This is a genomic window from Rhizobium sp. NPDC090279 (assembly GCF_044769665.1).
Classification (GTDB): Bacteria; Pseudomonadota; Alphaproteobacteria; order Rhizobiales; family Rhizobiaceae; genus Rhizobium.
This window is the reverse complement of sequence record NZ_JBIVYI010000008.1, coordinates 354,314-379,317: the sequence shown is the minus strand read 5'-3', so window position 1 is coordinate 379,317 and position 25,004 is coordinate 354,314. Positions and strand designations below refer to the sequence as shown.

At 59.8% G+C, this 25,004-nt stretch carries 22 protein-coding genes; 7 read left to right on the top strand and 15 right to left on the bottom strand.

Features of this window, described 5'->3' with window-relative positions; all coding sequences use genetic code 11:
- Window positions 1–262: 262 nt before the first annotated feature.
- The 4 genes from ACIQWP_RS21725 to ACIQWP_RS21710 form a co-directional block, all read right to left on the bottom strand.
- Window positions 263–1,264, bottom strand: coding sequence for an ABC transporter permease (locus ACIQWP_RS21725; RefSeq protein ID WP_402791949.1), 1,002 nt, complete (start codon window positions 1,262–1,264; stop codon window positions 263–265).
- A gap of 2 nt (window positions 1,265–1,266) precedes the next feature.
- The gene (locus ACIQWP_RS21720) at window positions 1,267–2,286 is read right to left on the bottom strand and encodes an ABC transporter permease (RefSeq protein WP_402791946.1); all 1,020 of its coding nucleotides are present in this window, start codon (window positions 2,284–2,286) and stop codon (window positions 1,267–1,269) included.
- Window positions 2,276–3,826, bottom strand: a complete 1,551-nt coding sequence (locus ACIQWP_RS21715) for a sugar ABC transporter ATP-binding protein (protein WP_402791944.1) — start codon at window positions 3,824–3,826, stop codon at window positions 2,276–2,278. The genes ACIQWP_RS21720 and ACIQWP_RS21715 overlap by 11 nt, the downstream gene beginning before the upstream one ends.
- Before the next feature lie 77 nt (window positions 3,827–3,903).
- On the bottom strand, window positions 3,904–4,917 hold the full coding sequence (locus ACIQWP_RS21710) for a sugar ABC transporter substrate-binding protein (RefSeq protein WP_402791941.1): 1,014 nt from the start codon (window positions 4,915–4,917) through the stop codon (window positions 3,904–3,906).
- A 591-nt stretch (window positions 4,918–5,508) separates the two neighbouring features.
- On the opposite strand from ACIQWP_RS21710, the gene ACIQWP_RS21705 reads away from it, so the two are divergent.
- The 5 genes from ACIQWP_RS21705 (at window position 5,509) to ACIQWP_RS21685 (ending at window position 9,057) form a co-directional block, all read left to right on the top strand.
- Window positions 5,509–5,859, top strand: coding sequence for a helix-turn-helix domain-containing protein (locus ACIQWP_RS21705; protein WP_402791938.1), 351 nt, complete (start codon window positions 5,509–5,511; stop codon window positions 5,857–5,859).
- 187 nt (window positions 5,860–6,046) lie between these two features.
- Window positions 6,047–6,715, top strand: a complete 669-nt coding sequence (locus ACIQWP_RS21700; protein ID WP_402791935.1) for a hypothetical protein — start codon at window positions 6,047–6,049, stop codon at window positions 6,713–6,715.
- 13 nt (window positions 6,716–6,728) lie between these two features.
- On the top strand, window positions 6,729–7,568 hold the full coding sequence (locus tag ACIQWP_RS21695; RefSeq protein ID WP_402791932.1) for a hypothetical protein: 840 nt from the start codon (window positions 6,729–6,731) through the stop codon (window positions 7,566–7,568).
- Window positions 7,569–7,768: 200 nt separating this feature from the next.
- Entirely contained in the window at window positions 7,769–8,317 is a 549-nt protein-coding gene (locus tag ACIQWP_RS21690) for a hypothetical protein (protein WP_402791929.1), read from the top strand.
- Between the two features lie 95 nt (window positions 8,318–8,412).
- Window positions 8,413–9,057: a hypothetical protein gene (locus ACIQWP_RS21685; RefSeq protein WP_402791926.1), complete on the top strand. Its 645-nt coding sequence runs from the start codon at window positions 8,413–8,415 to the stop codon at window positions 9,055–9,057.
- A gap of 585 nt (window positions 9,058–9,642) precedes the next feature.
- Here the strand turns inward: ACIQWP_RS21685 and ACIQWP_RS21680 are convergent.
- From ACIQWP_RS21680 to ACIQWP_RS21670, 3 genes are all read right to left on the bottom strand, one after another.
- Window positions 9,643–10,047, bottom strand: coding sequence for a nuclear transport factor 2 family protein (locus ACIQWP_RS21680; protein ID WP_402791924.1), 405 nt, complete (start codon window positions 10,045–10,047; stop codon window positions 9,643–9,645).
- 148 nt (window positions 10,048–10,195) lie between these two features.
- Window positions 10,196–11,455: an MFS transporter gene (locus ACIQWP_RS21675; RefSeq protein ID WP_402791921.1), complete on the bottom strand. Its 1,260-nt coding sequence runs from the start codon at window positions 11,453–11,455 to the stop codon at window positions 10,196–10,198.
- On the bottom strand, window positions 11,452–11,856 hold the full coding sequence (locus tag ACIQWP_RS21670) for a DoxX family protein (RefSeq protein WP_402791919.1): 405 nt from the start codon (window positions 11,854–11,856) through the stop codon (window positions 11,452–11,454). The genes ACIQWP_RS21675 and ACIQWP_RS21670 overlap by 4 nt, the downstream gene beginning before the upstream one ends.
- 166 nt (window positions 11,857–12,022) lie before the next feature.
- Between ACIQWP_RS21670 and ACIQWP_RS21665 the strand changes: the two genes are divergently transcribed.
- Window positions 12,023–12,928 carry a LysR family transcriptional regulator gene (locus ACIQWP_RS21665; protein ID WP_402791916.1) on the top strand — a complete coding sequence of 302 codons (906 nt, stop codon included), beginning with the start codon at window positions 12,023–12,025 and terminating at the stop codon, window positions 12,926–12,928.
- A gap of 169 nt (window positions 12,929–13,097) precedes the next feature.
- Here ACIQWP_RS21665 and ACIQWP_RS21660 read toward each other — a convergent pair whose 3' ends face one another.
- The 6 genes from ACIQWP_RS21660 to ACIQWP_RS21635 form a co-directional block, all read right to left on the bottom strand.
- On the bottom strand, window positions 13,098–13,964 hold the full coding sequence (locus ACIQWP_RS21660) for an ABC transporter permease (protein ID WP_402791913.1): 867 nt from the start codon (window positions 13,962–13,964) through the stop codon (window positions 13,098–13,100).
- A gap of 2 nt (window positions 13,965–13,966) precedes the next feature.
- The gene (locus tag ACIQWP_RS21655) at window positions 13,967–14,836 is read right to left on the bottom strand and encodes an ABC transporter permease (protein WP_402791910.1); all 870 of its coding nucleotides are present in this window, start codon (window positions 14,834–14,836) and stop codon (window positions 13,967–13,969) included.
- Between the two features lie 5 nt (window positions 14,837–14,841).
- Complete coding sequence (locus ACIQWP_RS21650; protein ID WP_402791907.1) at window positions 14,842–15,915, bottom strand: ABC transporter ATP-binding protein; 1,074 nt, start codon at window positions 15,913–15,915, stop codon at window positions 14,842–14,844.
- A 171-nt stretch (window positions 15,916–16,086) separates the two neighbouring features.
- Window positions 16,087–17,166 (bottom strand): extracellular solute-binding protein, encoded by a 1,080-nt coding sequence (locus tag ACIQWP_RS21645; protein ID WP_402791904.1) that lies wholly within the window; start codon window positions 17,164–17,166, stop codon window positions 16,087–16,089.
- Window positions 17,167–17,336: 170 nt separating this feature from the next.
- Window positions 17,337–18,827, bottom strand: a complete 1,491-nt coding sequence (locus ACIQWP_RS21640; protein WP_402791901.1) for an aldehyde dehydrogenase family protein — start codon at window positions 18,825–18,827, stop codon at window positions 17,337–17,339.
- A 1-nt stretch (window position 18,828) separates the two neighbouring features.
- On the bottom strand, window positions 18,829–19,935 hold the full coding sequence (locus tag ACIQWP_RS21635) for a mandelate racemase/muconate lactonizing enzyme family protein (RefSeq protein WP_402791898.1): 1,107 nt from the start codon (window positions 19,933–19,935) through the stop codon (window positions 18,829–18,831).
- Window positions 19,936–20,116: 181 nt separating this feature from the next.
- Here ACIQWP_RS21635 and ACIQWP_RS21630 point away from each other — a divergent pair, with 181 nt between their 5' ends.
- Complete coding sequence (locus ACIQWP_RS21630) at window positions 20,117–21,619, top strand: PLP-dependent aminotransferase family protein (RefSeq protein ID WP_402791895.1); 1,503 nt, start codon at window positions 20,117–20,119, stop codon at window positions 21,617–21,619.
- A gap of 89 nt (window positions 21,620–21,708) precedes the next feature.
- Here ACIQWP_RS21630 and ACIQWP_RS21625 read toward each other — a convergent pair whose 3' ends face one another.
- Together ACIQWP_RS21625 and ACIQWP_RS21620 are read right to left on the bottom strand one after the other, a co-directional pair.
- Window positions 21,709–22,704, bottom strand: a complete 996-nt coding sequence (locus ACIQWP_RS21625) for a Kelch repeat-containing protein (RefSeq protein ID WP_402791892.1) — start codon at window positions 22,702–22,704, stop codon at window positions 21,709–21,711.
- Window positions 22,705–23,147: 443 nt separating this feature from the next.
- Window positions 23,148–24,764, bottom strand: coding sequence for a GMC family oxidoreductase (locus tag ACIQWP_RS21620; RefSeq protein ID WP_402791889.1), 1,617 nt, complete (start codon window positions 24,762–24,764; stop codon window positions 23,148–23,150).
- Window positions 24,765–25,004: the final 240 nt, after the last annotated feature.

The following is a 25,004-nucleotide window of genomic DNA, read 5'->3' as shown; positions in this document are numbered from 1 at the left end:
CTACAATCAGCGCCTGCGTTCCTACCGGATGGCTCTTCAATTGAGCTTGTCGGCCTTGATGCGAAGCAGGCCACAAACTCGCGTCTCAATCCAATTCAGCTCTGTGTCGACAACATAACACAGCGAATAAAGCGGTCGGCCATCGCACGGTGTGTTGCTTCAACATGCACTTTCTGGCAACCGCCGGGCACTACCTCTTCAAAACTGAACTTTGCAATACCGCGGTAGGATAGAGCGATGCTGCACCTCGCGGCAGCTCGCCTCACGACCTGCCGGCAACTTTCCGGTTGATGAAGCTCAGGGCGAGAACAGCAAAGATCAGCGTTCCCGTACCGACCTGCTGCCAATAGAAATTCAGATCCGTCAACAGCAACCCATTGGCTACGATGCTGAGCAGCAGCACGCCGAGGACGGTACCACCGATATTGGGCCGTCCGAGTGGGCTGAGCGTCGTCCCGATGAACGTTGCGCCGATGGCATTGAGAAGGAATGCATTGCCGGAAGACGGGATGTAAACGGTGACGGTTGCCGTCAGGATCAGCCCGGCGGCCGCCGCGATCAATCCGACCAACACAAAGGTAGCAGCGATATAGGCGCTCGTTGCGATGCCGGAATAGCGAACAACGCCCGGCTGAATGCCGATCGACAGGATGACGCGTCCGAACCGCGTACGGCGAAAAATGATCGCTGCCGCCACGATGATGACGATGGCGACCGCAAGCGGCACTGGGAACCCTTCGATTGTGCCGTGGCCAAGGAATCGAAAGGCTTCCGGTACGCCGTTCGGCGGCAGGTAGACCGGATTGCCACCATTAGTCAGAAGTTGCTGGATGCTGCGGCCGATGAACAACGTGCCGAGCGTCGCAAGAAATGGGGAGACGCCGATCCCTGATATCAACAGCGCATTGAATGCGCCGACGAGCGCACCGGCCGCCAACCCGGCCAATGCTGCAATCACAACCGGCTGCCCGGCAAGCACAAGCGAGACAAAGGCAAAGCTTGCGAAATCCATCGCCGTTCCCACCGAAAGATCGATGCCGCCCGAGGCGACGGCGAAAGTCATGGCGATGGAGACAATGGCAAGCAGCGTGAAATTATTGACCAGGATGCTCTGCAGGTTGGCAAGCGTCAGGAATGTCGGCGTGATCAGCGAAAAGGCGGCAAATACCGCGACCAGCGCGAGGATCAGCCCGTAGCGCACCAAACCACCGGCAATTAGGCCCGGCAAACCAGTCGTGGTAGGCGTAGAGGTATGGAGCGACATATTCAGGTCTCCTGCCGGCGCAGTAAGGTGGTTGCGGAGACCACGATGAGAATGAGCAGGCCCTGAACGCCACTGACCAGCGTGCTCGAAATGTTGAGCAGTTGGAAACCATTGGTGAGGAAGCCGACCAGTAGGGCCGAAAGCAATGTTCCGGTGACGGTCGGAACCAGTCGGCGCGAAAAGACAGAACCGAGCAAAGCCGTGACCACAACGGGCAGCAGCATCTCGCCTGAGCCGGTCGTGCTGCCGCTCAGGTACGAAACCGAGAGGATGCCGGCGATGCCGCCGGATAGACCGCTGGCGACGAACGCACCGGCGAGCAGGCGGCGAAGCGGCAGGCCGGCAGCACGCGCTGCATCCGGAAACTCGCCAACGGCATAGAGGCGTAGGCCAAGCGGCGTATATTGCACGATCGCCGTTGCGATGGCCGTGAAGCCGATAAGCACATAGGCAAGGACCGGCATGCCGACGGAATCCGAGGCCGAAAGCGCCGATAGAAACGGCGTGGAAGCCGGGAGGACGGTATTCCCTGTCAGCACCAGTTCCAGACCGGCGACGATGTTCATGACAGCAAGCGTCGCCAGCAGCGGCACGATGCCGGCGTAGACGACGGCGATAGCATTGACCGCGCCGATCAGGGTCCCGGTCAAGATCGATGCGACGATCGCCGTGACGTCGCCATAGCCGAGTTGTGTCAGGCTGGCATAGACGGCGGCGCTAAGACCCATATTGGCGGCGAGCGACAGGTCGATGCCGCCGCTAACGACGTTGGAGCCGCCGGCGATCAGGACGACCGTCAGCCCGATCGCGAGCACGCCGGAGATGGCGGATTGGCCGAGCACATTGCCGATGTTGCCGACGCTCAGGAAGTAAGGTGCGGTCAGCGAAAAGCCAATCAGAATGGCGGCAAAGGCGATCAACGATCCGAAGCGCAGCACCGCAGCCGCAAAATTGCCAGTGGGCCGACGGGACGGCTCTGCGGCCGAAAATCCCGACGGCGCGAATTCTGCTTCAACCGACATGGCGGTGTCCTTCCGATGATCCGGTCGATTCGGCAAGCACGGTATCCGCCGTCACCTCCGACGATATGAATTCCCGCACCACGCGGCCGCGGAAGAGCACAAGAATGCGATCGGTGATGCCGATGAGTTCGGGCAGGTCGGAAGACAGCACGATGACGCCGGCGCCCCGCGCCGTGAGTTCGCCGATCAGCGTGTAGATCTCGACTTTCGAGCCGATATCGACGCCGACAGTCGGCTCATCGAGGAGGTAGACCTCGGAATGGCGACTGAGCCATTTGGCAATCGCCACCTTTTGCTGATTGCCACCCGACAGCGTGCGCAGCAAGGCATCGCGCCCGCTGGTCTTCACCTGCAGCCTCGCAATCAGGGCGTCGACTTCGCACCGTTCGCCTTTGCGGTCGAGGAAGCCAAAGCGGGTGAAGCGACCGAGGCTGGAAAGGCTCGTATTTTCCGCAACGCTGAGGTCGAGCGCGACGCCGTGGCGGCGCCTGTCTTCGGGCACAAGGGCGATCTTGTGGCCTGTCGCCTGCGTGGGATTGGCGAAACGGACAGCCTCGCCGCTGATTTCGATACGACCGGAAGCTGGCGCATCCAGGCCGAACAGGGTACGAACCAGCTCCTTCGCGCCGGAACCAAGCAGGCCAGTGAGGCCCAGTACCTCGCCGCGGCGAAGTGTGAAGCTGACATCAGTGTATTTTCCTGGCGCCGAAAGCCGCTCGACCTTGAGGATTTCATCACCGGGCGCAACCTCCGGCTTTGGAAACATCTCCTTGATGTCGCGCTCGACCATCAGCCGCGCAATTGCCGCGGCCGAAGTATCCTCGATCGGTACTGAAGCAACGTCCCGTCCGTTGCGCAGCACCGTGACGTGGTCGCAGAGCGCCTCGATTTCGTTCAGGTAATGCGAGATGTAAATGATCGTCACGCCTTCGTCGCGCAGGCGGCGGATCAACCGGAAGAGGATATCGGCCTCCCGACGCACCAACGCGGCCGTCGGCTCGTCGAAGACAAGGACCTTCGGCTGGTTGAGAAGCGCGCGCGTAATCTGGACGATCTGTTTTTCGGCCGTCGACAATTCGCCGATCAGGGCGGTGTTCGGCAACCGGACACCAAAGTAATCGTTGAGGATTTCGGATGCACGGCGCTGCATCAGCCGGCGATCGAGGAATGGTGTGCCTGGAATGCGCGGTTCGCGGCCAAGGAACAGCGTTTCGCCCACGGTGAAGGTCGGCACCAGCAGCCGATCCTGATGAATGAAGTGAATGCCAAGCTCTTCCGCGAGATGCGGCGTTAGCCTGCCGAATGTCTGCCCCTCGATCTCGATCCGTCCGTCATCAGGCTGGTGAAGACCGGCAAGCAGCTTGATCAACGTCGATTTGCCGGCGCCGTTCTGGCCAACGAGGCCATGGATGGTGCCGCGTTTGACGATCAGCGAAGCGCCGCCGAGCGCCTGCGCCCCGCCGAAGTGCTTGACGATGCCTTCGAAGCGAATGATGTCGTCTGTTGCCGTCACCGGCTGTTTGAAGGAAATGGCCGTCATGTCGGTCTCCGGCGGAAATGGTCCGGGCAATCCAGTCATGACAGGATTGCCCGGAGCGGATTGTCAGCCGCGGATTGTCAGCCGATGCCGAGTTTCTTGGTGACCTCTGCGACATTGGCCTTGTTGGCCAGAAGTGCCGGAACGTAGGTCTCCCGCGGCAGCGTCTGGCCCGCAAGCAATTTGGCGACGTTGCGGACGGCGGTGCGGCCGATTTCCGCCGGCTGTTGAGCGACATCGGCGCCGGCCGGCGATTTCGGATCGGCGATGAGCTGTAGCACTTCGGGGCTGCCATCGACGCCGTAGGTGCGAATTTCGGTACGACCAGCAGCGGCAAGAGCCTGCGTCGCACCGAGCTGCGGAATATCCCACGCCGACCAAATCGCCTTGATCGACCCCTTTTCCGGATATTTGTTCAGGATTGCGGTGATCTGGGTGAAAGCATCCTGCACGGTGTTCGGGATGACATCCCGCAATTCCGGCTGGAGGATTTTCACCTTCGGGAAATATTTGACCACATTGACCAGCTGGTCGTAGCGGATTGCGCAAGGGGTCACGCCATAGAAGCCGTTGAAGACGACAATATTGCCTTCACCGCCGATATCGGAGACGAGCTGCAGCGCCAGGTCCTTGCCGATGCCCCAGTTGTCGGAGGTGGTGTTGTTGATCGAATTGGTCGAACCAACGTCGACGGTCAGAACCGGAATGCCGGCATCGCGCGCCTTCTTCAGCCAGGGGTCGATGACGCTCAACGTGCCGAGGATCTGAACGATCGCATCCGGCTTCTGGGCAATCAGCGTCTGCAACTGCGAGACCAGTTTGCCGTCATTGCGCCCTGCATCCACCGCGATCGGCTCGCCGCCGAGGCGCCTCACCTCATCGATCTGCGCATTATAGGCCTGCAGGTCGAAGAAGTGGTCGGTTCCGGTCGCGCTGATGGCAATGCGCTTGCCTTTCAGTGACAGTTCTCCATCGGCTGCGAAAACGGGTTTCTGCCCGATCAGCGAAGCGCCAGCGACGGCGACCCCGGCCACCGCGGACAGTTTCAGCAGATCCCGTCTTCCCAGACCACTTTCGGACTTTTCGATGATCATTGCCACTCTCTCCAAATTGACTTTAGTCTATAAATTAAGTGGACTAATGAGAATGAGGAGAAAGAAATTTCCAAAAAGACGACCTCAAGGGAAAAGAGTGAACATATCGGACACTCATGCCTGGCTGCCGTTTTCAATGGCGTTCAAACGACTGATGCGACGGTAGTTAGCGGGTCGATTCCGGTTGGGCCAAATCGCCCCGAAATAACTGTGCGATCGGTCGCGGACTACACCAACATCGTTCAGTTCGCAGGTCTTTTTTTGGCACATCCTGCGTGGTCGATCTCAAGGAGAAGGGATCTACTCCTATCGCATACAATGAAAGGCCTTGCCGGAATTTCGGAAAGATTCGAGAAATTGTCCTTTCTTCTTCCCTCAATCCGCATCGATTTGGCAGCCTCGCTTCGGATTCTACGCCTGCAATTACGATCAACAGGGAATGTTTGGATTTCCCGCATACCGTGCAGGAAGACGGGCATCGTTCCTTGAGCTTTGCCGCCCAATAACCATAAGCAACATCTAATATTTGATGTGCCTAAAATTCCCTATGGCTGCTTTGTTTCAACAACGCAAACATAGGGAGACTTCATAGTGGCTCACGATCCCGCCCGTGGCAGACGTGTCCGAGAGGCAATATCTCGGCGCGAGATCCGCAAGGTGCATGCGCTCGCCGCTGAACTGAATGTGTCCGTCGCCGCCGTCTCGCGTTGGCAGAATGGTGGCCACACTTCGCTGGAAAGCGCCTGTGCGCTTGCCCAGCTGCTGGATGTCTCACTCGACTGGTTGCTGCTCGGGCGCGGCACTATGGAGTGGCACAAGAACAGCACAATCTCCCAGACCGAACTTCAATGGGTGCTCGCGCTGCGCAGCCGGTCCGCGATGATACGGGCCGGCCTTATCAATCTGCTTCAGGCGATCCCTCCGGAACAACCGTTGCGCTGAGCGCAATTTAGCTCGCATTTTCACCTTCCGCTCAACAGCTTCAGGTTGATTAGATGACCAGTATATAAGATATTTCTAATCAGGGTTTCAAACATCACTACCGAATGATCGGACAGCGAGAGGCAAGTTGACCTCTGTCGTGGGCGAGACCCTGTGCCTTACTCTCAACCCAAAAGGATTGGCGACTATGTCTACATTGCTGACCATCAACGTGAAGAACTTCCAGCCCCAGACGCAGAATTTCTATTTCTTCCAGCAACCGGCGATCTATACCGGCGGCGGGCAGGTTTATTCGAACAGCCTCCATTCGCAATCCCTTGGCAATTACGACGCCACGGGCGGGATACTGACCTTCCAGGTCAATCTGCAGTATTACGCCGGCATTCAGCAGGCGAATACACCGCCGCAGGTCGGCTCCTCATCGGGTTACGCCTCGGCCAGCCGTGCAATCGAGCTCGCTCCCAGTACCGGAGGCGGCGCGCCGAATGATTGGACAACCGCGACGGTGACACCGCTCGGCCTCTCCGCACCGATCAACGGCCAGGGTGTGCAGCCGGGGGCCTTCCGCATCACGACGCCAAGCTTCACCTCTCCGCCCTACTACAATGTCGGCTCTGCGGTTGCGGTCAACGGCGGCATCGTGCTGTCAAACTTCGTGCAGGCAAGCCCGATGAACAACATCGATTGCCAGCCGATCTTGAAATATTTCGTCCAGACCGGCTCCTACACGCCGGGCAACGTCATGAACTTCACTCAGTCGAGCGTGAACGCGGCTCTTTCCGATTTCACCGGCGGCTTCACGGTGTGCAACGTCAGCCTGCTCGCCAACGGGAACTGGAGCACGCAGCTTCAGTAGGCGCCGGCCGGCCATGCGGGTGAAAAGCCGCCGCCCTCCCCTCCTTCACCCGCATGCGCCACCGCCGTGGCGTCCGCCGCCCAGACGGGCGGCGGACAGGCCCGACCTCAAACGCGATTGTGAGAGCACCATGTCCAGTTCATCCTATAAGATCATCGTTCGGAATCTCTCGCAGAATGCGCTGTACTTCTACGTCTTCCAGAAGCGCGCAACGTTCCAGCCGCCGGTGAGTGCCGGCTCAATTTTCAGCAGCAGTCTAGGCTGCCAAAGCGTCGGCAACTACCAGGGCTCCGGTGCCCAGATCGTATTCGGACTGGATAAGCAAATCTACGCAGGCGCAATCAGCACTGCCGCACCGATACCGCCTACACAATTTAAGGCATCGATCTCGCCCGGAGTTTCTCGGTTCGCGGTCAGCACCACATCGACCGCGCGGCCGATCGCGCTCAGCGACGGATCAGGCGGCGGTTCGCCTGCGAATTTCACGGAGCTGACGGCCGATCCGCTGGCATTGTCGACGCCCCTTTACCAAGCGGGGATTCCCGCCGGGGCATTTGCCATCAAGGTACCGGCCTACACGCCGACACCGCTACCGGAACTCGTCTGTGGCGTGGCCGCAATGAAGGCCGATCAAACAGTCATCCTGTCGAGCTTCATCGCGCCCGTTCCGAACGCCACGTTGAACTGCACCCCGGAACAGATCTTCTTCGTAAAGACGGGCTACAAGGCCACTGGCGATATCGTGGACTATGACGAAAGCAATTCGGCGCGCTGTGATTTCACCACGGGCTTCGGGACGATCATCGCCACCTACAACTCCAATGGAATATTTTCGACGCAAGGCGGGCCGTGATCCAAGGCCGCGACCGGCATCGCGCAACAATATCCAATTTGAGTAACCGAAGCGCCGGAGCGCTTCCGCCAACATCCTGAGACTTGGCGAAGACGGGCCATCGCTCGCCGCCACAAGAGGTCCATCAGCAGCCGCTGACGGTCAGCGCTGCCTGCATGCTGCCGGGAGCGTGAGTTTCACTGCAACTTAAGGAGATGGAAATGCAAATTGCCAAATTACGCATCCGCATCCTTGCGGCAACACTGAGCACGATCGTCGCACTGGGCGCTGGAACGGCGGTGTACGCCTATCCCGTCTATCGTAGCGTCACAGCCAATGCCGGAGGCGTCGTCGTCTGGAATGCTGCCAATTTCGGGGTCAGCGGTCAGCCGGTCCCGACATTGTCATTCTTCCACTTCGTGGACGACAACGCCGCCAGAGCCGGGCTACCGGACGCCCAGTGCCTCGTCAAGGTCGATCTCGGCAATCTGGTCAATCCGCTGGTCGGGACCCAGGTTCCCGTCGGCAATCCGGGCATCCCGGTCAACGGAGCTCCCGGCGACAACCCAAGACCCTTCCCGTGGAATATCACCTTCGACGACAACCCACCCGGCCATTGGAGCATCGCCAAGACGGAAATTCAGAATCCGCCTTCAAGCAACAATGCGGCAAGCAGAGTCGCAGCAGCGGGATTTCAAAGTCTTGCCACGACCGGCGGCTCGGGCGTGACTGTAGTCAACGGGCTCTTGCCCAATTGCGCCGCCCAATAGACTCCGCCTGAGAACACTCTAAGTTCATGAACACCATCCGTCGCTCTATCCGCCGGCCGTCGCGAACCGGCGGTCCTTTTAGGAAAGGATTTGATATGGCAGTCATTCACCATGCTTTCCGCTGCGGCATCACATCGGCCCTTGAAGCCAATGTTCGAGACCTCGTAGCACAATGGGAAGCCGGAGACAGGAGTGGCCTGTCGACCATGGCATTTGCCCATTATGCAATGATCGCCGACCGTGGGGATCTTCATGCCGCATTTCATCTTCATCCGGACGGTGCCGTTTCGTCCTGGCTGCAGCCGCCGCATATTAGTCCAGGGCTCGCGGCCCTGCTCCTACTTGCTCCCCATTTCATCTCAATCACAACACTGAGCTCAAGCAGCGATACGAACCACCATCTGCTTGCAACGCAATTGCCGGAACTTGATTGGTCGGCTGACGAGATCAACTTCCTCATCCATGGTCAACCCATTGAGACCATGCTCCACCGATATGCCAGCACTGCCCGCCACCTACCGCCGGGAGCATTCCGCCACACAGGCGGCTGGACGCCTCCCAGTGTGGCAAGAAAGCTAAAGAACAAGATCGACCGCTCAGTCCTTGGTCCGCCTTCACGAGCCGACGCGGCGCAATATGCATGGAAACGACTGAAAGAAAGTAACGCCTTAGACGACGCATGCGCCATGATGGCGTCCGTAAACGATGATGATTGGCTTGTACTTTCCACGACACATTGAAAATGTGCATGGGTGGCATGCCGGCTTTATAGGGAGTATCGAGCCAACGCTCATTCGTGTCTGTACGGACGTCGCACGCTCCGGGCCCGGCCCATGGCGTGGGCATTTTCGGTCATCCTGACAGCGCAGACGTCCCTCTAGGCTTTCATACGCATTCAGACTTCTCCTCTCGGAGATATCCCGATCGCCTGCGTATCGTCCCAGCCTTTTGCAACTTATGCATCTTTGGCGAAATCTTGCCGGCACCGCGCCAAAACTCACGACCGTGCTTGAGGCGAGTCTGATACTGATATCGGCTTATTCATATACGGTCGACATCAAATCATAGACACGTTCGTCTGCTTGCTCTTGAAGGGATATGAACCATTGCCGTCTAAATTATAGCCGTTGGCATACAGACCTTGATCAAGAAAGTGCGCAGACCCACCGCCGTTTGCTTCCAGTTTATGCAGTGGATTGATCTGCGGATCAGCGGAATTGTACGGAAGCCGTGTTGATTAACGACAATATCGTCTTCCAAATGGCAATTGCCTGCGTTCCCCATGCGGTTATGCAGGGGAACACAGGCAGGAGAGTCTCGGTAGTTCAACTACAGGCGACCACCACGGCATTGCTGTCTTCAAACGGGCGAAATCGGGTGATCAGCCCATTGTCTACGATGAAGTCGAATACGAACTCACATTCGATGAGCTTGCTGGTCCGCTTCACGCGGGTCGCCAGCTCTCCAATGATGAGCACCCTCTTGTCTTGGGCAACGACGTCCTTCACGTCAAAGCGCTCATTGACTGTCTCCCGACGAAGTGTGGCATAGAATTGCGAGACCCCGGCCTTGCCGGTCCAACGACCGGCCCAGGGCACGATCTTCCGATCTCCGACAATGAGCCAATCTGCATTGTCGCTAACCAACTCCTCGACATCGGCCACGTTTTCAGCGGTGGCGGCACGGCGCGAGAACTCCTTTACAACATCAAGCGGAACCAGCATTTTCATGACAGCCTATTCATTCGAGTGGGACAAGAACCTGCGCAGCCGCACAGATCGGGTGAGAACTGATGCTCGGACAGTTTAGTATGCAAGGCCAAGACAGGAACGCCTCCGGGCGGCCCCTCCCCTCACGCTTGCGCGCGAACAAATACAGTCATCGCCCGGCGTTTCGAACACCGAACATTGCCGCCGTCAGAAACGCGGTGGCGGCAGCGACGCCGAAAGCGGCATTCGGACCAAATTGGTCGAACACGAGTCCCCCGACCAGGGCACCGCTTCCAATCGAGGCCTGGGCAGCCGAGACCAGAACCGCCTGAACACCCTCCAATTGGTCGGGCGCAGCATTGAACATCCAGTTCTGCATGACGATTGGCTGCATGCCGAAGCCAAGACCCCATACCAACACCAGTGGGATTGCCACGGCTGGATGGGACCCGGTCAAGATCAACAGCAGCACGGAAGCGCCGAGCAGCGTCAGAGTACCGACTAACGCCCAACGAAGGCTCTTTCCCACCGCCCAGCCACCAAGAAGATTGCCGGCGACCCCAACCAGCCCGAATCCAAACAGGACGGCGCTGATCGTCGAAGGATCGACGCGCGCAACTTTTAGCAGAAACGGTGTGATGTACGTGTAGCCGGCGAACTGACCGATGAACGACAGGATAATTCCGGCGAGACCGAACTGAACCATCCGGTTTCCCAAAACCCGATAGAGGTCACCGGGTCCGCCGGCGCTCTTTGCCGGGAGGGACGGCACCAGCAGCGCAACGGCCACAAGTACCAAAACGGCCACAATCGCCGATAGGGCGAATGTGAACCGCCAACCGACGAGCTCACCGATGAGGGCGCCTGCCGGAACGCCCGCTACCGTTCCGAGCGAAACCCCGGACAGGATGATCGCTGTCGCAAGACCCGCCCGCGGACCCGGCTTCAACCGGGGGCCGAGCGGCCCTGCAATCGTCCAGAATGCACCGACCGTCGCGCCGAGAAGAACGCGGCCGAGCAGGATGACCAGGAATGTCGGCGCCACCGCGACGATGAGATTCGCGACCAGGAGTATCCCCAGGAGAAAGAGCAGCACCTTGCGTCGATCCAACTTGCCCGCGAGCCAGATACTGCTCGGCGCGGCAGCGGCGGCAAGCAGCCCCGACTTCGTCATGGCCAATCCGGCTTGCCCTTCCGTCACGGTCATATCGCGTGCGATCCGCGGAAGCAGGCCTATGGGCAGGAATTCGGTCGTCACGAGGGCGAAGGCTCCAACGCCGATCGCCACCAATGCCGCCCATGACGCTTCCGCTGCCGGCGGGCGAACCGGTTCTTCAGCTTCAATATTCCGGTCAGGAAACGTCAGGGGCGTAGGCTCGGAAAACATCTCGCCTGGGTGCGCGTCCAGCAGTTCAGGCGTGCGCCTCATGCGGCGACCCTTCCGGACTGACGGCCATCGAGGCTGAATGCACCGGCCCCGAAGGCAACGACCTGAAGAAGACCGCCGGCCATGGCGACATTCTTCAGAAAGTGGATCATTTGGTTCTGGTCCGTGAAATCATGATGAAAGAACAACGCGGTCACGACCGTGAAACCTGCCATCACCAATGCTACGATGCGTGTCCGGAAGCCGATCACCAGCAGGATGCCGCCGCCGATTTCGACAAGGATCGCGGCCAGATAGGCCAGGAGCGGCGCAGGCAGGCCGACTGAGCCGATATAGCCCTGGGTCATCGCCGGAGCGGCGATCTTGCCAAGGCCGCTGAAAATGAAGATCGCCGCGATCAGCAGGCGGCCAAAGGCGGGCACATAAGAGGACTGCGCATTCATGATAAATCCCTAGTGTTCTTGAGGAGACACGGGCCCGCTTCAGGACCTGTGATTGGCTGAAGGGATCGGTCAACCGAAGACCTTCACTGTCCGGTCGGAAAACTAGGCATTCCCATTGATAAAAAATACCCGTAAAATACTGGTTATAACGTTCAAGGAATTTGAAATGTATGGCCCCGGTCAACCAAGCCTCGACCAGTTGCAGGTCTTTCTGACTATCGTCGAGGCAGGCAGCTTTGCCGCCGCAGGCCGAAAGCTTGGAAGGGCTACATCGGCGGTGAGCTACACGATCGCCACTCTCGAACAGCAGCTTGGCGTCCAGCTGTTCGATCGCAATCGAACACGCAAACCTGTCTTGACGACGATCGGGGCGTCCGTTCTCTCCGAAGTACGCACCGTCTCGATCGGCGTCGATAGCTTGCGCGCTAAAATCAGAGGCATGCTCGGAGGTCTGGAGTCCGAAGTCTCTCTCGTCGTCGACGTCATGCTTCCGACGAGCCGCGTGGTTGATGCGGCGCAGGCGTTCGAACAGGAATTCCCCACCGTCACCCTAAGGCTGCATGCCGAGGCGCTCGGCGCGGTTACCCAGCTCGTTCTTTCGGGCGTTGCCACGGTGGGTATCAGCGGCCCCGAACATAAGTCGCTGTCCGGCCTCGAGCAGGTTCATATCGGCGGCGTTGAACTGATCCCGGTTGCCGCACCGACCCACCCGCTGGCCAAGAGCAACTCAATTCCGCCGGGTGCTGCCAGGGATCATGTTCAGCTCGTGCTGGCCGACAGATCCACCTTGACGGAAGGCAAGGACCTTGGCGTCGTTGGAAATCGAACTTGGCGGCTCTCGGATCTAGGTTCTAAGCATGCTTTGCTGCTTGCCGGCATTGGTTGGGGCAGCATGCCGGAACCCATGATCCGCGCGGATATCAAAGCTGGACGCCTCAGGCAAATCCGCCTGCCCGAATGGGGTCGCGGCTTCTATGCGATGCAGGCCATCTATCGAACGGAAACGCCGCCGGGGCCGGCCGCGGCCTGGCTTATCGATCGCTTCGCCCTACAGGCGGGCCGGGACTGGTAGCCGGTCCCTTCACGAAGACATCTCAGACTTATTCGCCCTCAGCATCTTGGCTTAGCCGAAGGAATTCCGCCCTTGCCTCTAACAAGCCGGCTGCAAAGGTCGCCTTGGCTTGTTCAAGCACGAGCTCGTTCCGGGTCAACCAGACGATATTGGCATCGCCGGCGATGGCTTAAGCCTTGTGTCTCTTGTCGCGCTGGACGACAACACTTAGCAACGCCAAAAGGCCGGAACCGACCATGAGCACGAAGGACACAGCGTTCAAGACCGGCGTCGAGCCGACTTTGACCATGCGATCGTACATGGTGATCGTCAACGGAGAGTCGGAGCCGACCAGCATCAAGGTCGTGTTGAAGTTTTCGAACGACACGAGGAAAGCAACGACGAAGGCGGAAAATAGGGCCGGAGCCAGATAGGGCAACGTCACTGTTTTGAGTACGCGCGCGCGAGTAGCACCCAGATTTGAGGCGGCTTCCTCAAGCGCAATGTCGAACTTGCGCAGTCGGGCACCAATCACCAGTGTCGTTATCGTGGTGAGGAACGAAAACTGTCCCAGGATGACGAGCAAGGTGCCCGGACGCAGGAAGTCCAGGGAGACGTCCAAATTGTCCTCGAGCCCATTAGCGATCATGCTTGCAAAGACAAGGATGGAGATACCAAGGATCACGCCTGGAATGACCAACGGCACAATCATCAGCACATAGAAAAAGCTTTTGCCCGGGAATTGCTTGCGCTCGAACAGAAAGGCATTCGATGTGCCGGCCGCAACCGCCATTGCCGAGACGATCAGCCCGATGATGAAGGAGTTACCCAGCCCTTGTAACAGCCGCCTGTCGTGAAACATACCGAGCTTCGGCTCGGTCGTTCCGAAAAACCAGTCGAGAGTGAAGCCGTTCCAGGGCAGCGCCGGAAAGAGCGAATCGTTGAAGGCAAACATGCCGGCCGCCACCAGCGGCGCGGCCAGATAGACGAAGAAGGCAAACATGTACCCGCGGTAGACCCAGCGCAGGAGACGTGATTGGGGTGCTGCAACGTTCATCGCTATTCCTTCGCAACGGTGGAGGCGAGGCTCTGGCCGGTGAGGCGCAGGCCGAGCCAGACGACGAGTGAGGTGAAGAAAAGCAGCAGCACACCGAAGGTAGCACCGGATTCCCAATTGTAGCGTGTCACAAACTGATCGTAGATCTGTTCGGTGAACCACATGCTGTTCTTGCCGCCGAGCAGGATCGGCGTCAGGTAGCTTCCGGCTGTCAGCATGAAGACGATAATGCAGCCGGCGACGATGCCCGGCACCGCATAGGGGACGACGATCCGGCGGAAGACCGTGAACCGGCTGCCACCAAGATTGTAGCCCGCCTCGATCAGGGAATCGTCCATGCCGTCGAGCGTCGAGACGAGCGGTACGATCATGAACAGGACGACGGTATAGACGAGGCCGATGATGACGGTGACGTCATTGTAGAGCAGCTCGATCGGACCATGCACGAGCCCCAGCGTCTGGAGCAACTTCGAGACAAGTCCCGTTTCGCGCAAAAGCACGATCCAGCCAAAGGCGCGTACGAGGTCGCTCACCCAGAGCGGGATGAGACACATCAGAAAAAGACCCGCCCGCGAACGGCGGCGAGCGATCTTGGCGATGTAATAAGCGACAGGGAAACCTACCAGAAGCGCCATGACAGTCACAAGGATCGACATCCAGGCCGTGCGCAACAGCGTATTCCAATAGACCGGCTCGCGGAAAAAATCGACGTAATTGGAAAAGCCGAACGTATATTCCCCCGGGCCCAGCTTTTCTCGCAACGACAGATAGCCGATGCCGATCTGCGGCAGGACGATAAGCAGTCCGATCCAGAGCGCAAAGGGCGCAAACAGCATGATGAGGGAGAGTTTGCCGATGTCGGTGCGAGGCATGGGCGTCATCCCGCGACACTGAAACAGCGGCCGTGCTCATGGCGCCAGCCGACGGTCACCGCGTCACCCGGCGCGATCGCCGTCGTTTCACCCCTGACGGCGTGGCCGACCTCGATCAGAGCGCCGCCACCCACGCGCACCAGCACGCGGCTTGCCGCCCCATTGAAGAGCAGACTATCGACGACACCAGCGAGGTGATTGCCTTCGCTCGCCGCGCCGAGCCCGATCACCTCCGGACGAACGAACAGCTCGATCTTGGCGCCGGCTACAACCTTGTCATCGCCCGCAAGCACGACCGCCTTGCCGCCGTCAATCTCGACCTCGGCCATGCCGTCGACGACACGCGACACCCGGCCAGCCCAGCGGTTGCTGTCACCGACGAAGCCTGCCACGAAACCGGTCTTCGGATTGTTGTAGAGCTCCTGCGGCGAGCCGATCTGCTCGAAGCGGCCGGCATTCATCACGGCCACATTGTCCGACATCAGCAGCGCCTCGGATTGATCGTGGGTGATGTAGAGAAAGGTGGTGTCGAACTGGTGCTGCAGCAGCTTGAGCTCGATCTTCATGCGTTCGCGCAGCTTCAGATCGAGCGCGCCGAGCGGCTCGTCAAGCAACAGGACGTCGGGCTCCAGCACCATGCAGCGCGCAATCGCAATACGCTGCTTCTGCCCGCCGGATAGCTGCGACACCTGCTTCTCCTCGACACCCGGCAGGCCGATACGCTCCAGCACCGCGCGAACCTTCCTGGTGATATCCGCCTTGCTCTCGCCGCGGCAACGCAGTCCGTAGGCGATATTCTCGCCGACATTCATCATCGGAAACAGTGCCAGATGCTGGAACACCATCTTGACGTTGCGCTTGTTCGGCGGTGTTGCCAGCACCGAATTTCCCTTGATGCGGATGTTGCCGCTTGTCGGTGTTTCGAAGCCGGCAATCATGCGCATCAGCGTGGTCTTGCCGCAGCCGGAAGGCCCAAGGATGGAGAAAAAGGAACCTGACGGCACGGCGAAGTCGATGCCGCTGACGGCGGTATAGGCACCGAACTGCTTGGTCAGGCCCTCGCATTGAAGATCGTACATTAAGGCTTTCCGGTCGTTGTCCGTTGCATCGATCCCCCCGATGGGGCCGGCATCGAAGCACGTCGCAGTTCACTGGATGCATATGGGAACATGCCAGCCCCAGCTGGATACCGTGAAGGCTGGCATCTTGGCGAAAGCGAGGGCAGCCGGCAGCCGCCCCCGCTTTGCCCGTCAATTCGAGGTCGCCGCCTTGATGCGTTCCAGCGACTTGCCTTCCATGTCCTCGATACCCGGAGGAATGTTGGCGAAGAACTTGAGATTTGCGAGATCTTCGTCCTTGAAGGCAGCCTTTACTGCGGCCTTCTTGTCGTCCGGCAGCAGATCGATGCCGTTCTTGACAGCCGAGATCGCGCCCGTGGAATTCGACATGAGCTTGACGATGTCGGGACGCATGACGAAGTTGATCCACTTGTAGGCGGCGTCATCGGCCTGACCCTTGCGCGGGATGGCAAAAGTATCGATCCAGGCCAGCGCACCGGTCTTCGGCGGGACGTAGACGATATTGTGGTTCTGGCCATAGAGCTTGAAGGCCGTGGAGTCCCAGGCTTCCGAGGCAACCACTTCGCCGGAAAGCAACAGCGTCGACAGGTCGTCGCCGCCATTCCAGTAGGTCTTTACGTTGGTCTTGCACGAGATCAGCTTGTCGGTGACCTTGTCGAGCATCTTCTGGTATTCGTCCGGCTTGGCGTAGAGCGCGAAGGGATCGATGCCGAGCGAGAAGGCGGTGCCAAGCAGGATGGTGCGTCTCAGGCGCATCGAGGTGCGACCCTTGTACTGCGGATCGCAAAGGTCATCCCATCCCTTGACGCTCGGCGCCTTGGAAATGTCGACGACCAGGCCGGACGTGCCCCACTGATGCGGCACAGCATAGACCTTGCCGTCAATCGTGGCGTTCGCCTTGACTCCATCGAGGAGGTTCGGCGCCATTTCCGACGTATTGATCTTCGACAGATCCATTGGCTTGTAGATCTTGTACTCCGTCTGCGCCGCGAAAATACGGTCATGGCTCGGCTGTGCCAAATCATATCCGGCGCCGCCGGTGGCGCGAAGCTTCGCGATAATTTCCTCGTTATTCGAGAGAGTTACCTCGACCTCGATGTCGGGATTTTCCTTCTCGAACAGCTGCACGACATTGTCCGGAGCGTAACCGCCCCAGGTTAGAAGGCGCAAGGTTTCCGCCTGCGCGATATCGGTGTCGATGAGCAATGCAAGCGCCGTTGTCGCGGCGGCAACAATAGAAAGCTTCTTCATGATCGTCCTCCTTTAGCGACCGCCCCAACCGGCCCTCGGGTATTCCCGATTGTTCACTCCGGAGCATTCGCTCTCGTGATCGCCTTCCCATAGGCGTAGTTTGCATCATGTTCGAAACTGGCCCTTCGAAAAGGTCCACTTTCCGCAGATCAGGGTTCCACTCTGATCTGCTATTCAGAAATCTTCGCAGCGACGCTCTTAACGCGCGTGTAGCTGCGAAGCGCCTCCAGCCCCTTCTCCCGGCCGAAGCCTGAAAGCTTGTTGCCGCCGAACGGCACTTCGATGCCCCCGGCAAAATACTCGTTGATGTAGACTTGCCCCGCGTCGATATCGCGGGCCATGCGATGGGCGGCGGCGAAATCGCGCGTGTAGATGCCGGCGACCAGGCCGAATGGCGTTCCGTTGGCGACGGCGACCGCTTCCTCCTCGCCATCGACCACCTGAACCGATAGCACCGGCCCGAAGATTTCCTCCTGGATGACCGGATCTTCGGAGGCGACCTTGTCGAGAATTGTGGGCTGAAAGAACCAGCCTTTGCCGGTTTCCGGATCGACTGTCCGCGTTCCGCCGGCGGCAACCGCGACGCCGCGTGCCCTTGCCGCCTCCACATAACCGGCAACTTTTTCCAGATGTGCAGCGGAATTCAACGCGCCGACGTCCGGGCGGCGCAGGCCGTGCCCGAGTTTCAGGGTTGCGGCGCGGGCAGCCAGCCGCTCGACGAGCTCATGATGCACGGCGCGCTCTACGACGAGGCGCGAACCGGCAGAGCAAATCTGCCCGGCATTTTCGTAGATCGCACCCAGGATGCCGTCGATTGCCGCGTCGAGCTTTGCGTCCGCCATGACGACCACCGGCGATTTGCCGCCGAGTTCGAGCACGACGCTCGTGACGTTCGGTGCGGCTGCCTGCATGACGCCGACGCCCGTGCGCACGGAGCCGGTGAAGGTTACATGACGAACGTCGGGATGGGTAACGAGCGGCGAGCCGGCCTCAATCCCCGTCCCGGTCACGACATTGCACGCGCCGGCGGGAAGGCCGGCGCGATAGAGGATATCCGCCAGCATCAATGCCGTCAGCGGCGTCTGCTCGGCGGGTTTGGCAACCACGGTGCAGCCTGCAGCCAACGCCGGCGCGATACCGCGAGCCGCCGTCGACAAGGGATAGTTCCAGGGAATGATGTGAGCCGTGACGCCAACCGGCTCCCGCGTGGAGAAGGCGACGTAATCGGGGCCGATCGGAAAGCTGTCGCCCTGCAGCTTGTCGGCCGCGCCAGCATAGTAGTCGAAGCACCGAGCCGCACCTGCCACATCGCCTTCCGCTTCCGTCAACGTCTTGCCACTATCGAGGCTCTCGACGACGGCGAGGCGATCCGCCTCGGCACGGATCAGCTGCGCCGCGCGCTGCAGGATCGCGCCACGTGCCGATGGCTTCATCCGGCCCCAGGCGCGCTGAGCACGCTTTGCGGCAATCACCGCATGATCGACATCGTTGGCATCCCCGGCAGCCACGCTATGAAACGCACGCGCGGCGCCCGGGTCGAACGTATCCATCGCGCGGCCGGCCCTAGCCCGCGTGAACGCACCATCGATGAAATGGTCCCGCGGCAAGCCCTGCAGGGCCCCGGATGCAAAATACTCTGCAATCAGCGTTTCCGTTGTCATCCTAGTTCATCTCGCTAACGTGGTAAGTGGATTTGGCGAGCCATTCAGGGTCAATTTCGACGCCCCAACCGGGTTCCTCTGTGACGTAGGCCTTGCCGTCGACGATGTCATAGGGCGACCTGCGGAAGAGCCCGTACTGCCAGGGATAATAGTCAGCGCCTTCGATCGAGAATTCCAGATATTTGCCGCCATTCGGAATCGCGCGGAGCAGATGCATGGTAAAGAGGGTCACCATCGACCAATTGGCGGCATGTGGCGTGACCGGCAATCCGGCATCCGCCGCCATGCGCACGACGCGCATGGTGCGGTTGATGCCGCCGAGATAGCAGATATCGGGCTGTACGATGTCCACCGCCCGCATGTCGATCATGCGTTTCCAGACTTGCAGGTCGCAGTCCTGCTCTCCGCCGGTCACGTCGATGGAGAGCGCGTCGGTCACTTCCTTCGTCTGCTCCAGCAGCCAGTATGGGCACGGCTCCTCGAAATGGGCGAGGCCGTTATCCTCCATGATGCGGCCAACTTCGATGGCGCGCGCCGGCGAATAGCAGGAATTGCCGTCGGCCAGCAGATCGACGCCGGGACCGCCGAGCGTCTTGGCGATCGTCGGAATGATCTCCTCGGTGCGACCAGGCCATTCGTCCTGGTTGCGCCCGCATTCGGCGCCAACCCTGAACTTGAAGGCATTGAAGCCGTATTCGTCGCGCAGCCGCATGAAGCGTTCGGCTTCCTGAATGGGTGTAATGTCACGCTTCATAGACGAGGCATAGGCCCGCAGCGGCCCGGCGGAGCCTCCGAGAAGGGCCGCGACCGGCTTGCCTGCAATCTTGCCCCGCATATCCCAGATCGCCGTATCGAGCCCGCACATGGCACGGCAGAGATAGGAACCGGGAAACTTGTGCTCGCGTTCGGCGATGCGGTCGAGATGGTCATCAAGGTCAGAAATCTCCACCCCAAGCGTCCAGGGTGCCACCTGCCGATGCAGCACCTGCGCCGTGATGTCGGAGTGATAGGTCGAAACCTGCCCCCAGCCCTGCGCTCCGGTTTCGTCGGTCAAGCGGACGAAGCCGACGAACTCGTTGCAGAAGGTCTCAATGCGTTTGATCTTCATGGCCATTCACTCAGGTTGCATAACATGCGGGATTGTTCTCGACACACCGGATGTCGCATTGACGCTGGCGCCGGGCATCGCGAATTGGTACGATACTCATCAGAAATTCGGCGCGGCATAAGGTCCACTTTGGATAAAATAGCGGGCCAATTTCGTCGGGTGGAGTGAGGCTCAAAAACACATGGTGAAGTATCCGGGAGGCGCGCTACTGCCGACACTCCATTTTGATCGCAGTTCGAAGACGCCGATCAGCGTGCAACTTGGTTGCGCATTGCGGGAAATGATCCTGTCTGGAGAACTGAAACCCGGCCAGCGCCTGCCTTCGAGCCGGACACTTGCAAACGACCAGAGCATATCGCGGACAACAGCCATCAGCGTCTACGAGCAGTTGACCGCTGAGGGGCTGATCCGCTCCAGCATCGGTGCCGGCGCTTTTGTAGCGGACGCCCTGCACGACGGCCAACCCGTGTCGTCCATCTCGGACGGTGATGGCGACAACCGTCGACCACCTCGTCTCGCGCATCTAAGCTCGGAAGCATCCGAGCATTATTTTCCGCGCATTTCGCATCCGGAGACACCGCGTCCCTTCATCACCGGCATGGCCGCCTTCGACGAATTCCCGATGGCGTTGTGGTCAAGCCTTGCGGCGCGTTATTGGCGCCAGCCGAGAGGCCTCGTGCTCGGCTATCCGCCGGCCGAAGGTGCGATGGAACTCCGGCGCGCAGTCGCAACCCATCTGCGTGCCAATCGCGGCATCGTATGCCATCCCGAACAGGTCTTTATCTTCAATGGTGCGCAGGATGCCTTCAATCGCATCGGCAATATGCTGCTCGATCCGGGTGACACGGTCTGGATCGAAAATCCGGGCGCCATCGGGGCACGCAACAGCCTGATTTCATCGGGCGCCAGGCTCGTGCCGCTGCCGATCGACGAGGAAGGTATCGACGTTGCCGAGGGACTGCGGATTGCGCCGGAGTTCCGTCTCGCCTTCGTCACCCCTGCGCACCAGCACCCGCTCGGCGTGACGATGAGCCTTACCCGCCGTTTCGAGCTTCTTCGCGCCGCAGAGCGCGCCGGTGCATGGATCATCGAGGATGACTATGTCGGTGAGTTCCACTATTCCGGTCATCCGCCACCGACGCTCAAGAGCGTCGATACCTCCGGCCGCGTCATCTATGTCGGCAGCTTTTCCAAGTCGTTGTTCGCTGCCCTGCGCCTGGGTTACGTCTTGGCACCGCCGGAGCTCGTTGACGTGTTCCATCGCGTCGCCGGCGCCACGCTACAGGGAGCGCCGGCGAGCCTGCAATCCATCGTCGCCAGCTTTATCGAGCACGGTCATTTCGCAAGCCATATTCGTCGGATGCGCCAGATCTACGCCGAGCGTGCCAAGGCGCTCGTCGACGAAGCGTCGAAGCATTTGGGCGGCCTGATGGAGGTCGCTCCCAGCGAGACGGGCTTCCACACCATCGGTCAGCTCGCCGACGGCTTCAACGAAGGCGAGGTGGCGCAACGGGCAGCGGACCGCGGTATCCTCATTTCCCCGGTCTCCCGCTTCGCCATTACTCCAGTGAGGCAGAAGGGCGTGGTGCTCGGCTTCAGCGCCATACCGCCACGTACTATCGCCACCGGCGTGCAGGCGCTCGCGGCGCTGATGAAGCAGATGCGGACCGAGCACGGCAACTGAACCGCCGCCAATCCATTAACGTGAACATCGCCGTTTCAAGGTCTGGCGGAATTCCGCAACCTATGTCGAGCCGTGCTGGAAAGCGGTCATCAGCTCCCTTCGAGCGTGAAGGCCTCATTGATTGCCGACTGTACCGAACCGCCAGCCATCGGACCACCGCCAGCAGTATAGATCCAATCGCCGATCGTCGCCGAGCCCATCGCATGTCGCGGCGTAATCATCGGCGCATGTTGTTCCCAGGTATCGGACTTTGGGTCATAACTTTCCACTTGGCCAAAGACCTTGGCACTGATGATCGGTGGCTTCACGCCGACACCCAGATGCGCTTCCTCGCCGCCGATAGCGAAGAGCCGATCGCGATAGACCACGAGTCCTATTCCCGAACGCACGGTCGGCATCGGTGCGCGCGGCTCCCACTGATCTCGCTCGGGATCATACACATGATGCAGATTGGTGTTGAACTCGAACGTATTGAATCGACCGCCGATGACGTGGATCAACCCGTTATAGACCACGCATCCGGCGTGATCACGCGCTCCAGGCAACGCTTTGCGTCGGGTCCAACTGTTCTCCTTCGGGTCGTAGACTTCATGCCACCCGACACTCGCGCGTTCGTCCTTTGGCGCGGAGGCTCCCCCTATCAGATGAATCTTGCCCGCAACGGCGACGGCGGAGGCAGCTCCTCGCGGCCGCGGCAGCGACGGCAACCTGGTCCAACTGTTGGTTTCCGCCTCGTAGACGTTTGCGTCATCAACCGGGTTGGTATTTTGTTCGATAAAACCTCCCAAGGCGTAGATGCGACCTGCATCCGCGACAACGGCGACGTGATTTGCACCCCGCGGCAAAGGTGCTGCCAAAAACCATTGGTCAAGTTTCGGATCATAGACATGGTGATATGTCCGATCGACCTTCCCTTCGCCGTAGCCGCCAATGACATGCAGCCGATCTGCCAACGCAGTGCCCCAAGCCATTTCGGAACGTGGCAACGGCATGGATGCGCGCGTAACCCAATGGCCCGCGGGTCCCTTCGGGGCAGGACTGTCGAAGACGCGCTCAGCCATGCCTTCCATTGGCAGCCCGTCCATGGTTGCACCGCCTTTTGAGAGCTGAGCGAAGGGGGCTGGTGAGGACGGAGCGGGTTTGAGCCCTGAAGGATCTGAATTCTGGGCTCTCGCCGTCGTACCCGCGAGGGCTACGAGCCCGCCGATTAGAAGCTGTCGCCGATCCATGACAGATTATCCTCCAAGGCGCTTTGCCTTCAACGAGTATCACGGGCGCTTTGCTAACCGGCATCTGCCTGGACGACGGCGCTCCCGATGCGCGGAGTATTTACCATCTGTCATAGATGTTCAACGTCCCGCAGCGCCAGGAAACAAGGTGCGAGATACACATATGTGTGATCCCTGTCGTGCCGCGAACATCGCGTCGATCCGGTCCGTCGTGGGTCCTGCCCCTTGAGGTCACAATCGCCTCATCCTGGTCGTCCTTCGGCGGCTGGTCGAGCGCGACGGCCTGGAATCGCAGCCGTTCAGGCGGCGTCGGCCAGCACCAGATCCGCGCCCTTTTCCGCAACCATGATGGTCGGCGCATTGATGTTGCCGGAGGTGATCCGCGGGAAAATCGAGGCATCGATCACCCGCAAGCCCTCGAGCCCATGGACTCGCAACCGCGCGTCGACGACGGAATCTGCCGGGTCCGGGCCCATGGCGCAGGTGCCGCAAGGATGGAAGACAGAGCCGCTGCGCGCCCTGATATCGCCTGCAAGTTGCTCATCACTGACCAAATCCAGACCAGGCTTCATTTCTTCCTTGATGACCTCGCGCAAGGGGGCAGTCTTCGAGAGACGCCTGAGGAAGCGAGCGGCTTCGACCAACTCGGCGACATCCTCGTCGGTGGACAGATAGTTCGGGTGGATCTCGGGTGTGGCAAACGGATCGTTAGACCGAATGCCGAGCCAGCCACGGCTCGTTGGGTGGCAATTGGAAACGCCGACGAGAAAGCCTGGAAAGACGTCGGGACTCAAGAGCGCACGCCTTCCGGGCTGGGCGCGCGTGTAGCTCACCGGCGAGAAATAAAGCTGGATGTTCGGCCGTGCCCGCTCCGGGTTCGAGCGGATGAAGCCGCCGCCCTGATTGACGCTCAGCGACAGCGGTCCGCTGCGGGTCAGCACATACTGCAGGCCCACCGCAAACCGCCCCCACCAGGGCCGCAGGACATTGTTGAGCGTGGGCTTCGTGGATTTGTAGAGGTGGTCGAAACCAAGATGATCCTGCAAATTGCGCCCGACCTGAGGCGCAGCATGCACTACGTCGATGCCCAGGCGCCTCAGATGATCCGGATTACCGACGCCCGAATGCTGCAGGATCTGCGGCGAGTTTACGGCTCCCGCCGACAGGATGACCTCGCGGCGCGCCCTCAACCGTTTGATCTCACCGCCCTGCCGATATTCGGCGCCAACCGCCCGCTTCCCCTCAAACAGCAATCTTGTGACGCGCGCTTCCTTCATCACCTTCAGGTTCGGCCGGCCGCGCGCCGGATTCAGGTAGGCGGTCGCCGTAGAGCAGCGGAAGCCGTTGCGCGTGGTGATCTGGTAGATACCGATACCTTCCTGGGTACGGCCGTTGAAGTCGGGATTGTGCGTCAACCCCATCTCGACGCCAGCCGCGATGTAATTCTTGCAAAGCGGATGGACGACATCCTCGATGTTGGCGACGGTCAGAGGTCCGCCGCGGCCGCGCCAAGTATCGGCGCCTGCGAGGTTATTTTCCATTCTCTTGTAGACCGGCAGGACGTCATCATAGCCCCAGCCAGTGTTGCCGAGTGCCCTCCAGCCATCGAAATCCTCGGCCTGGCCGCGTATGAATACCATAGCATTGATCGAGCTCGACCCACCAATGACTTTGCCGCGGGGCCAATAGCTTTGACGGTTGCCGATGCCCGGATCGGGCTCGGTCATGTATTTCCAGTTGAGACGGTCATGATAGAAGGTCTTGCCGTATCCGATTGGCATGCGCACCCAAAAATTCAGCTCGCTGCCACCCGCCTCGAGCAGAGCGACGCTATATTTGCCGTCTTCCGACAGCCGGCTCGCAAGGACGCACCCTGCCGATCCGGCGCCGACAATCAGATAGTCAAACTCGTCCATTACCGAACGCCTCTCCCCATAAGTAGATATCGGGAAGCTAACAGCGAGCGGCATGATCATCAGCATCCATTTTCAACCGAAGAGCGTACCAGTTTGCCCGCTACGCAAATCCACAAAAGCTTCCGGAACTTACCTCTGGCCCTGTTCGCGATCGTGCTCATGAAAATAGTGGCGACAGAGAATCCGGGCAAACTGTCGTCCAAGCCTTGATCATCAACGCGCATGGATCTAATGAGGCAC

Bases quoted from the DNA above. Each gene is read 5' to 3' on its own strand.
- ACIQWP_RS21640 (WP_402791901.1), bottom strand. From the start codon at position 18,827: ATGACAACGGAAACGCTGATTGCAGAGTATTTTGCATCCGGGGCCCTG.
- ACIQWP_RS21655 (WP_402791910.1), bottom strand. From the start codon at position 14,836: ATGCCTCGCACCGACATCGGCAAACTCTCCCTCATCATGCTGTTTGCG.
- ACIQWP_RS21650 (WP_402791907.1), bottom strand. From the start codon at position 15,915: ATGTACGATCTTCAATGCGAGGGCCTGACCAAGCAGTTCGGTGCCTAT.
- ACIQWP_RS21680 (WP_402791924.1), bottom strand. From the start codon at position 10,047: ATGAAAATGCTGGTTCCGCTTGATGTTGTAAAGGAGTTCTCGCGCCGT.
- ACIQWP_RS21625 (WP_402791892.1), bottom strand. From the start codon at position 22,704: ATGGACGGGCTGCCAATGGAAGGCATGGCTGAGCGCGTCTTCGACAGT.
- ACIQWP_RS21725 (WP_402791949.1), bottom strand. From the start codon at position 1,264: ATGTCGCTCCATACCTCTACGCCTACCACGACTGGTTTGCCGGGCCTA.
- ACIQWP_RS21715 (WP_402791944.1), bottom strand. From the start codon at position 3,826: ATGACGGCCATTTCCTTCAAACAGCCGGTGACGGCAACAGACGACATC.
- ACIQWP_RS21695 (WP_402791932.1), top strand. From the start codon at position 6,729: ATGCGGGTGAAAAGCCGCCGCCCTCCCCTCCTTCACCCGCATGCGCCA.
- ACIQWP_RS21665 (WP_402791916.1), top strand. From the start codon at position 12,023: ATGTATGGCCCCGGTCAACCAAGCCTCGACCAGTTGCAGGTCTTTCTG.
- ACIQWP_RS21700 (WP_402791935.1), top strand. From the start codon at position 6,047: ATGTCTACATTGCTGACCATCAACGTGAAGAACTTCCAGCCCCAGACG.
- ACIQWP_RS21720 (WP_402791946.1), bottom strand. From the start codon at position 2,286: ATGTCGGTTGAAGCAGAATTCGCGCCGTCGGGATTTTCGGCCGCAGAG.
- ACIQWP_RS21670 (WP_402791919.1), bottom strand. From the start codon at position 11,856: ATGAATGCGCAGTCCTCTTATGTGCCCGCCTTTGGCCGCCTGCTGATC.
- ACIQWP_RS21685 (WP_402791926.1), top strand. From the start codon at position 8,413: ATGGCAGTCATTCACCATGCTTTCCGCTGCGGCATCACATCGGCCCTT.
- ACIQWP_RS21675 (WP_402791921.1), bottom strand. From the start codon at position 11,455: ATGAGGCGCACGCCTGAACTGCTGGACGCGCACCCAGGCGAGATGTTT.
- ACIQWP_RS21635 (WP_402791898.1), bottom strand. From the start codon at position 19,935: ATGAAGATCAAACGCATTGAGACCTTCTGCAACGAGTTCGTCGGCTTC.
- ACIQWP_RS21620 (WP_402791889.1), bottom strand. From the start codon at position 24,764: ATGGACGAGTTTGACTATCTGATTGTCGGCGCCGGATCGGCAGGGTGC.
- ACIQWP_RS21690 (WP_402791929.1), top strand. From the start codon at position 7,769: ATGCAAATTGCCAAATTACGCATCCGCATCCTTGCGGCAACACTGAGC.
- ACIQWP_RS21630 (WP_402791895.1), top strand. From the start codon at position 20,117: ATGGTGAAGTATCCGGGAGGCGCGCTACTGCCGACACTCCATTTTGAT.
- ACIQWP_RS21710 (WP_402791941.1), bottom strand. From the start codon at position 4,917: ATGATCATCGAAAAGTCCGAAAGTGGTCTGGGAAGACGGGATCTGCTG.
- ACIQWP_RS21660 (WP_402791913.1), bottom strand. From the start codon at position 13,964: ATGAACGTTGCAGCACCCCAATCACGTCTCCTGCGCTGGGTCTACCGC.
- ACIQWP_RS21645 (WP_402791904.1), bottom strand. From the start codon at position 17,166: ATGAAGAAGCTTTCTATTGTTGCCGCCGCGACAACGGCGCTTGCATTG.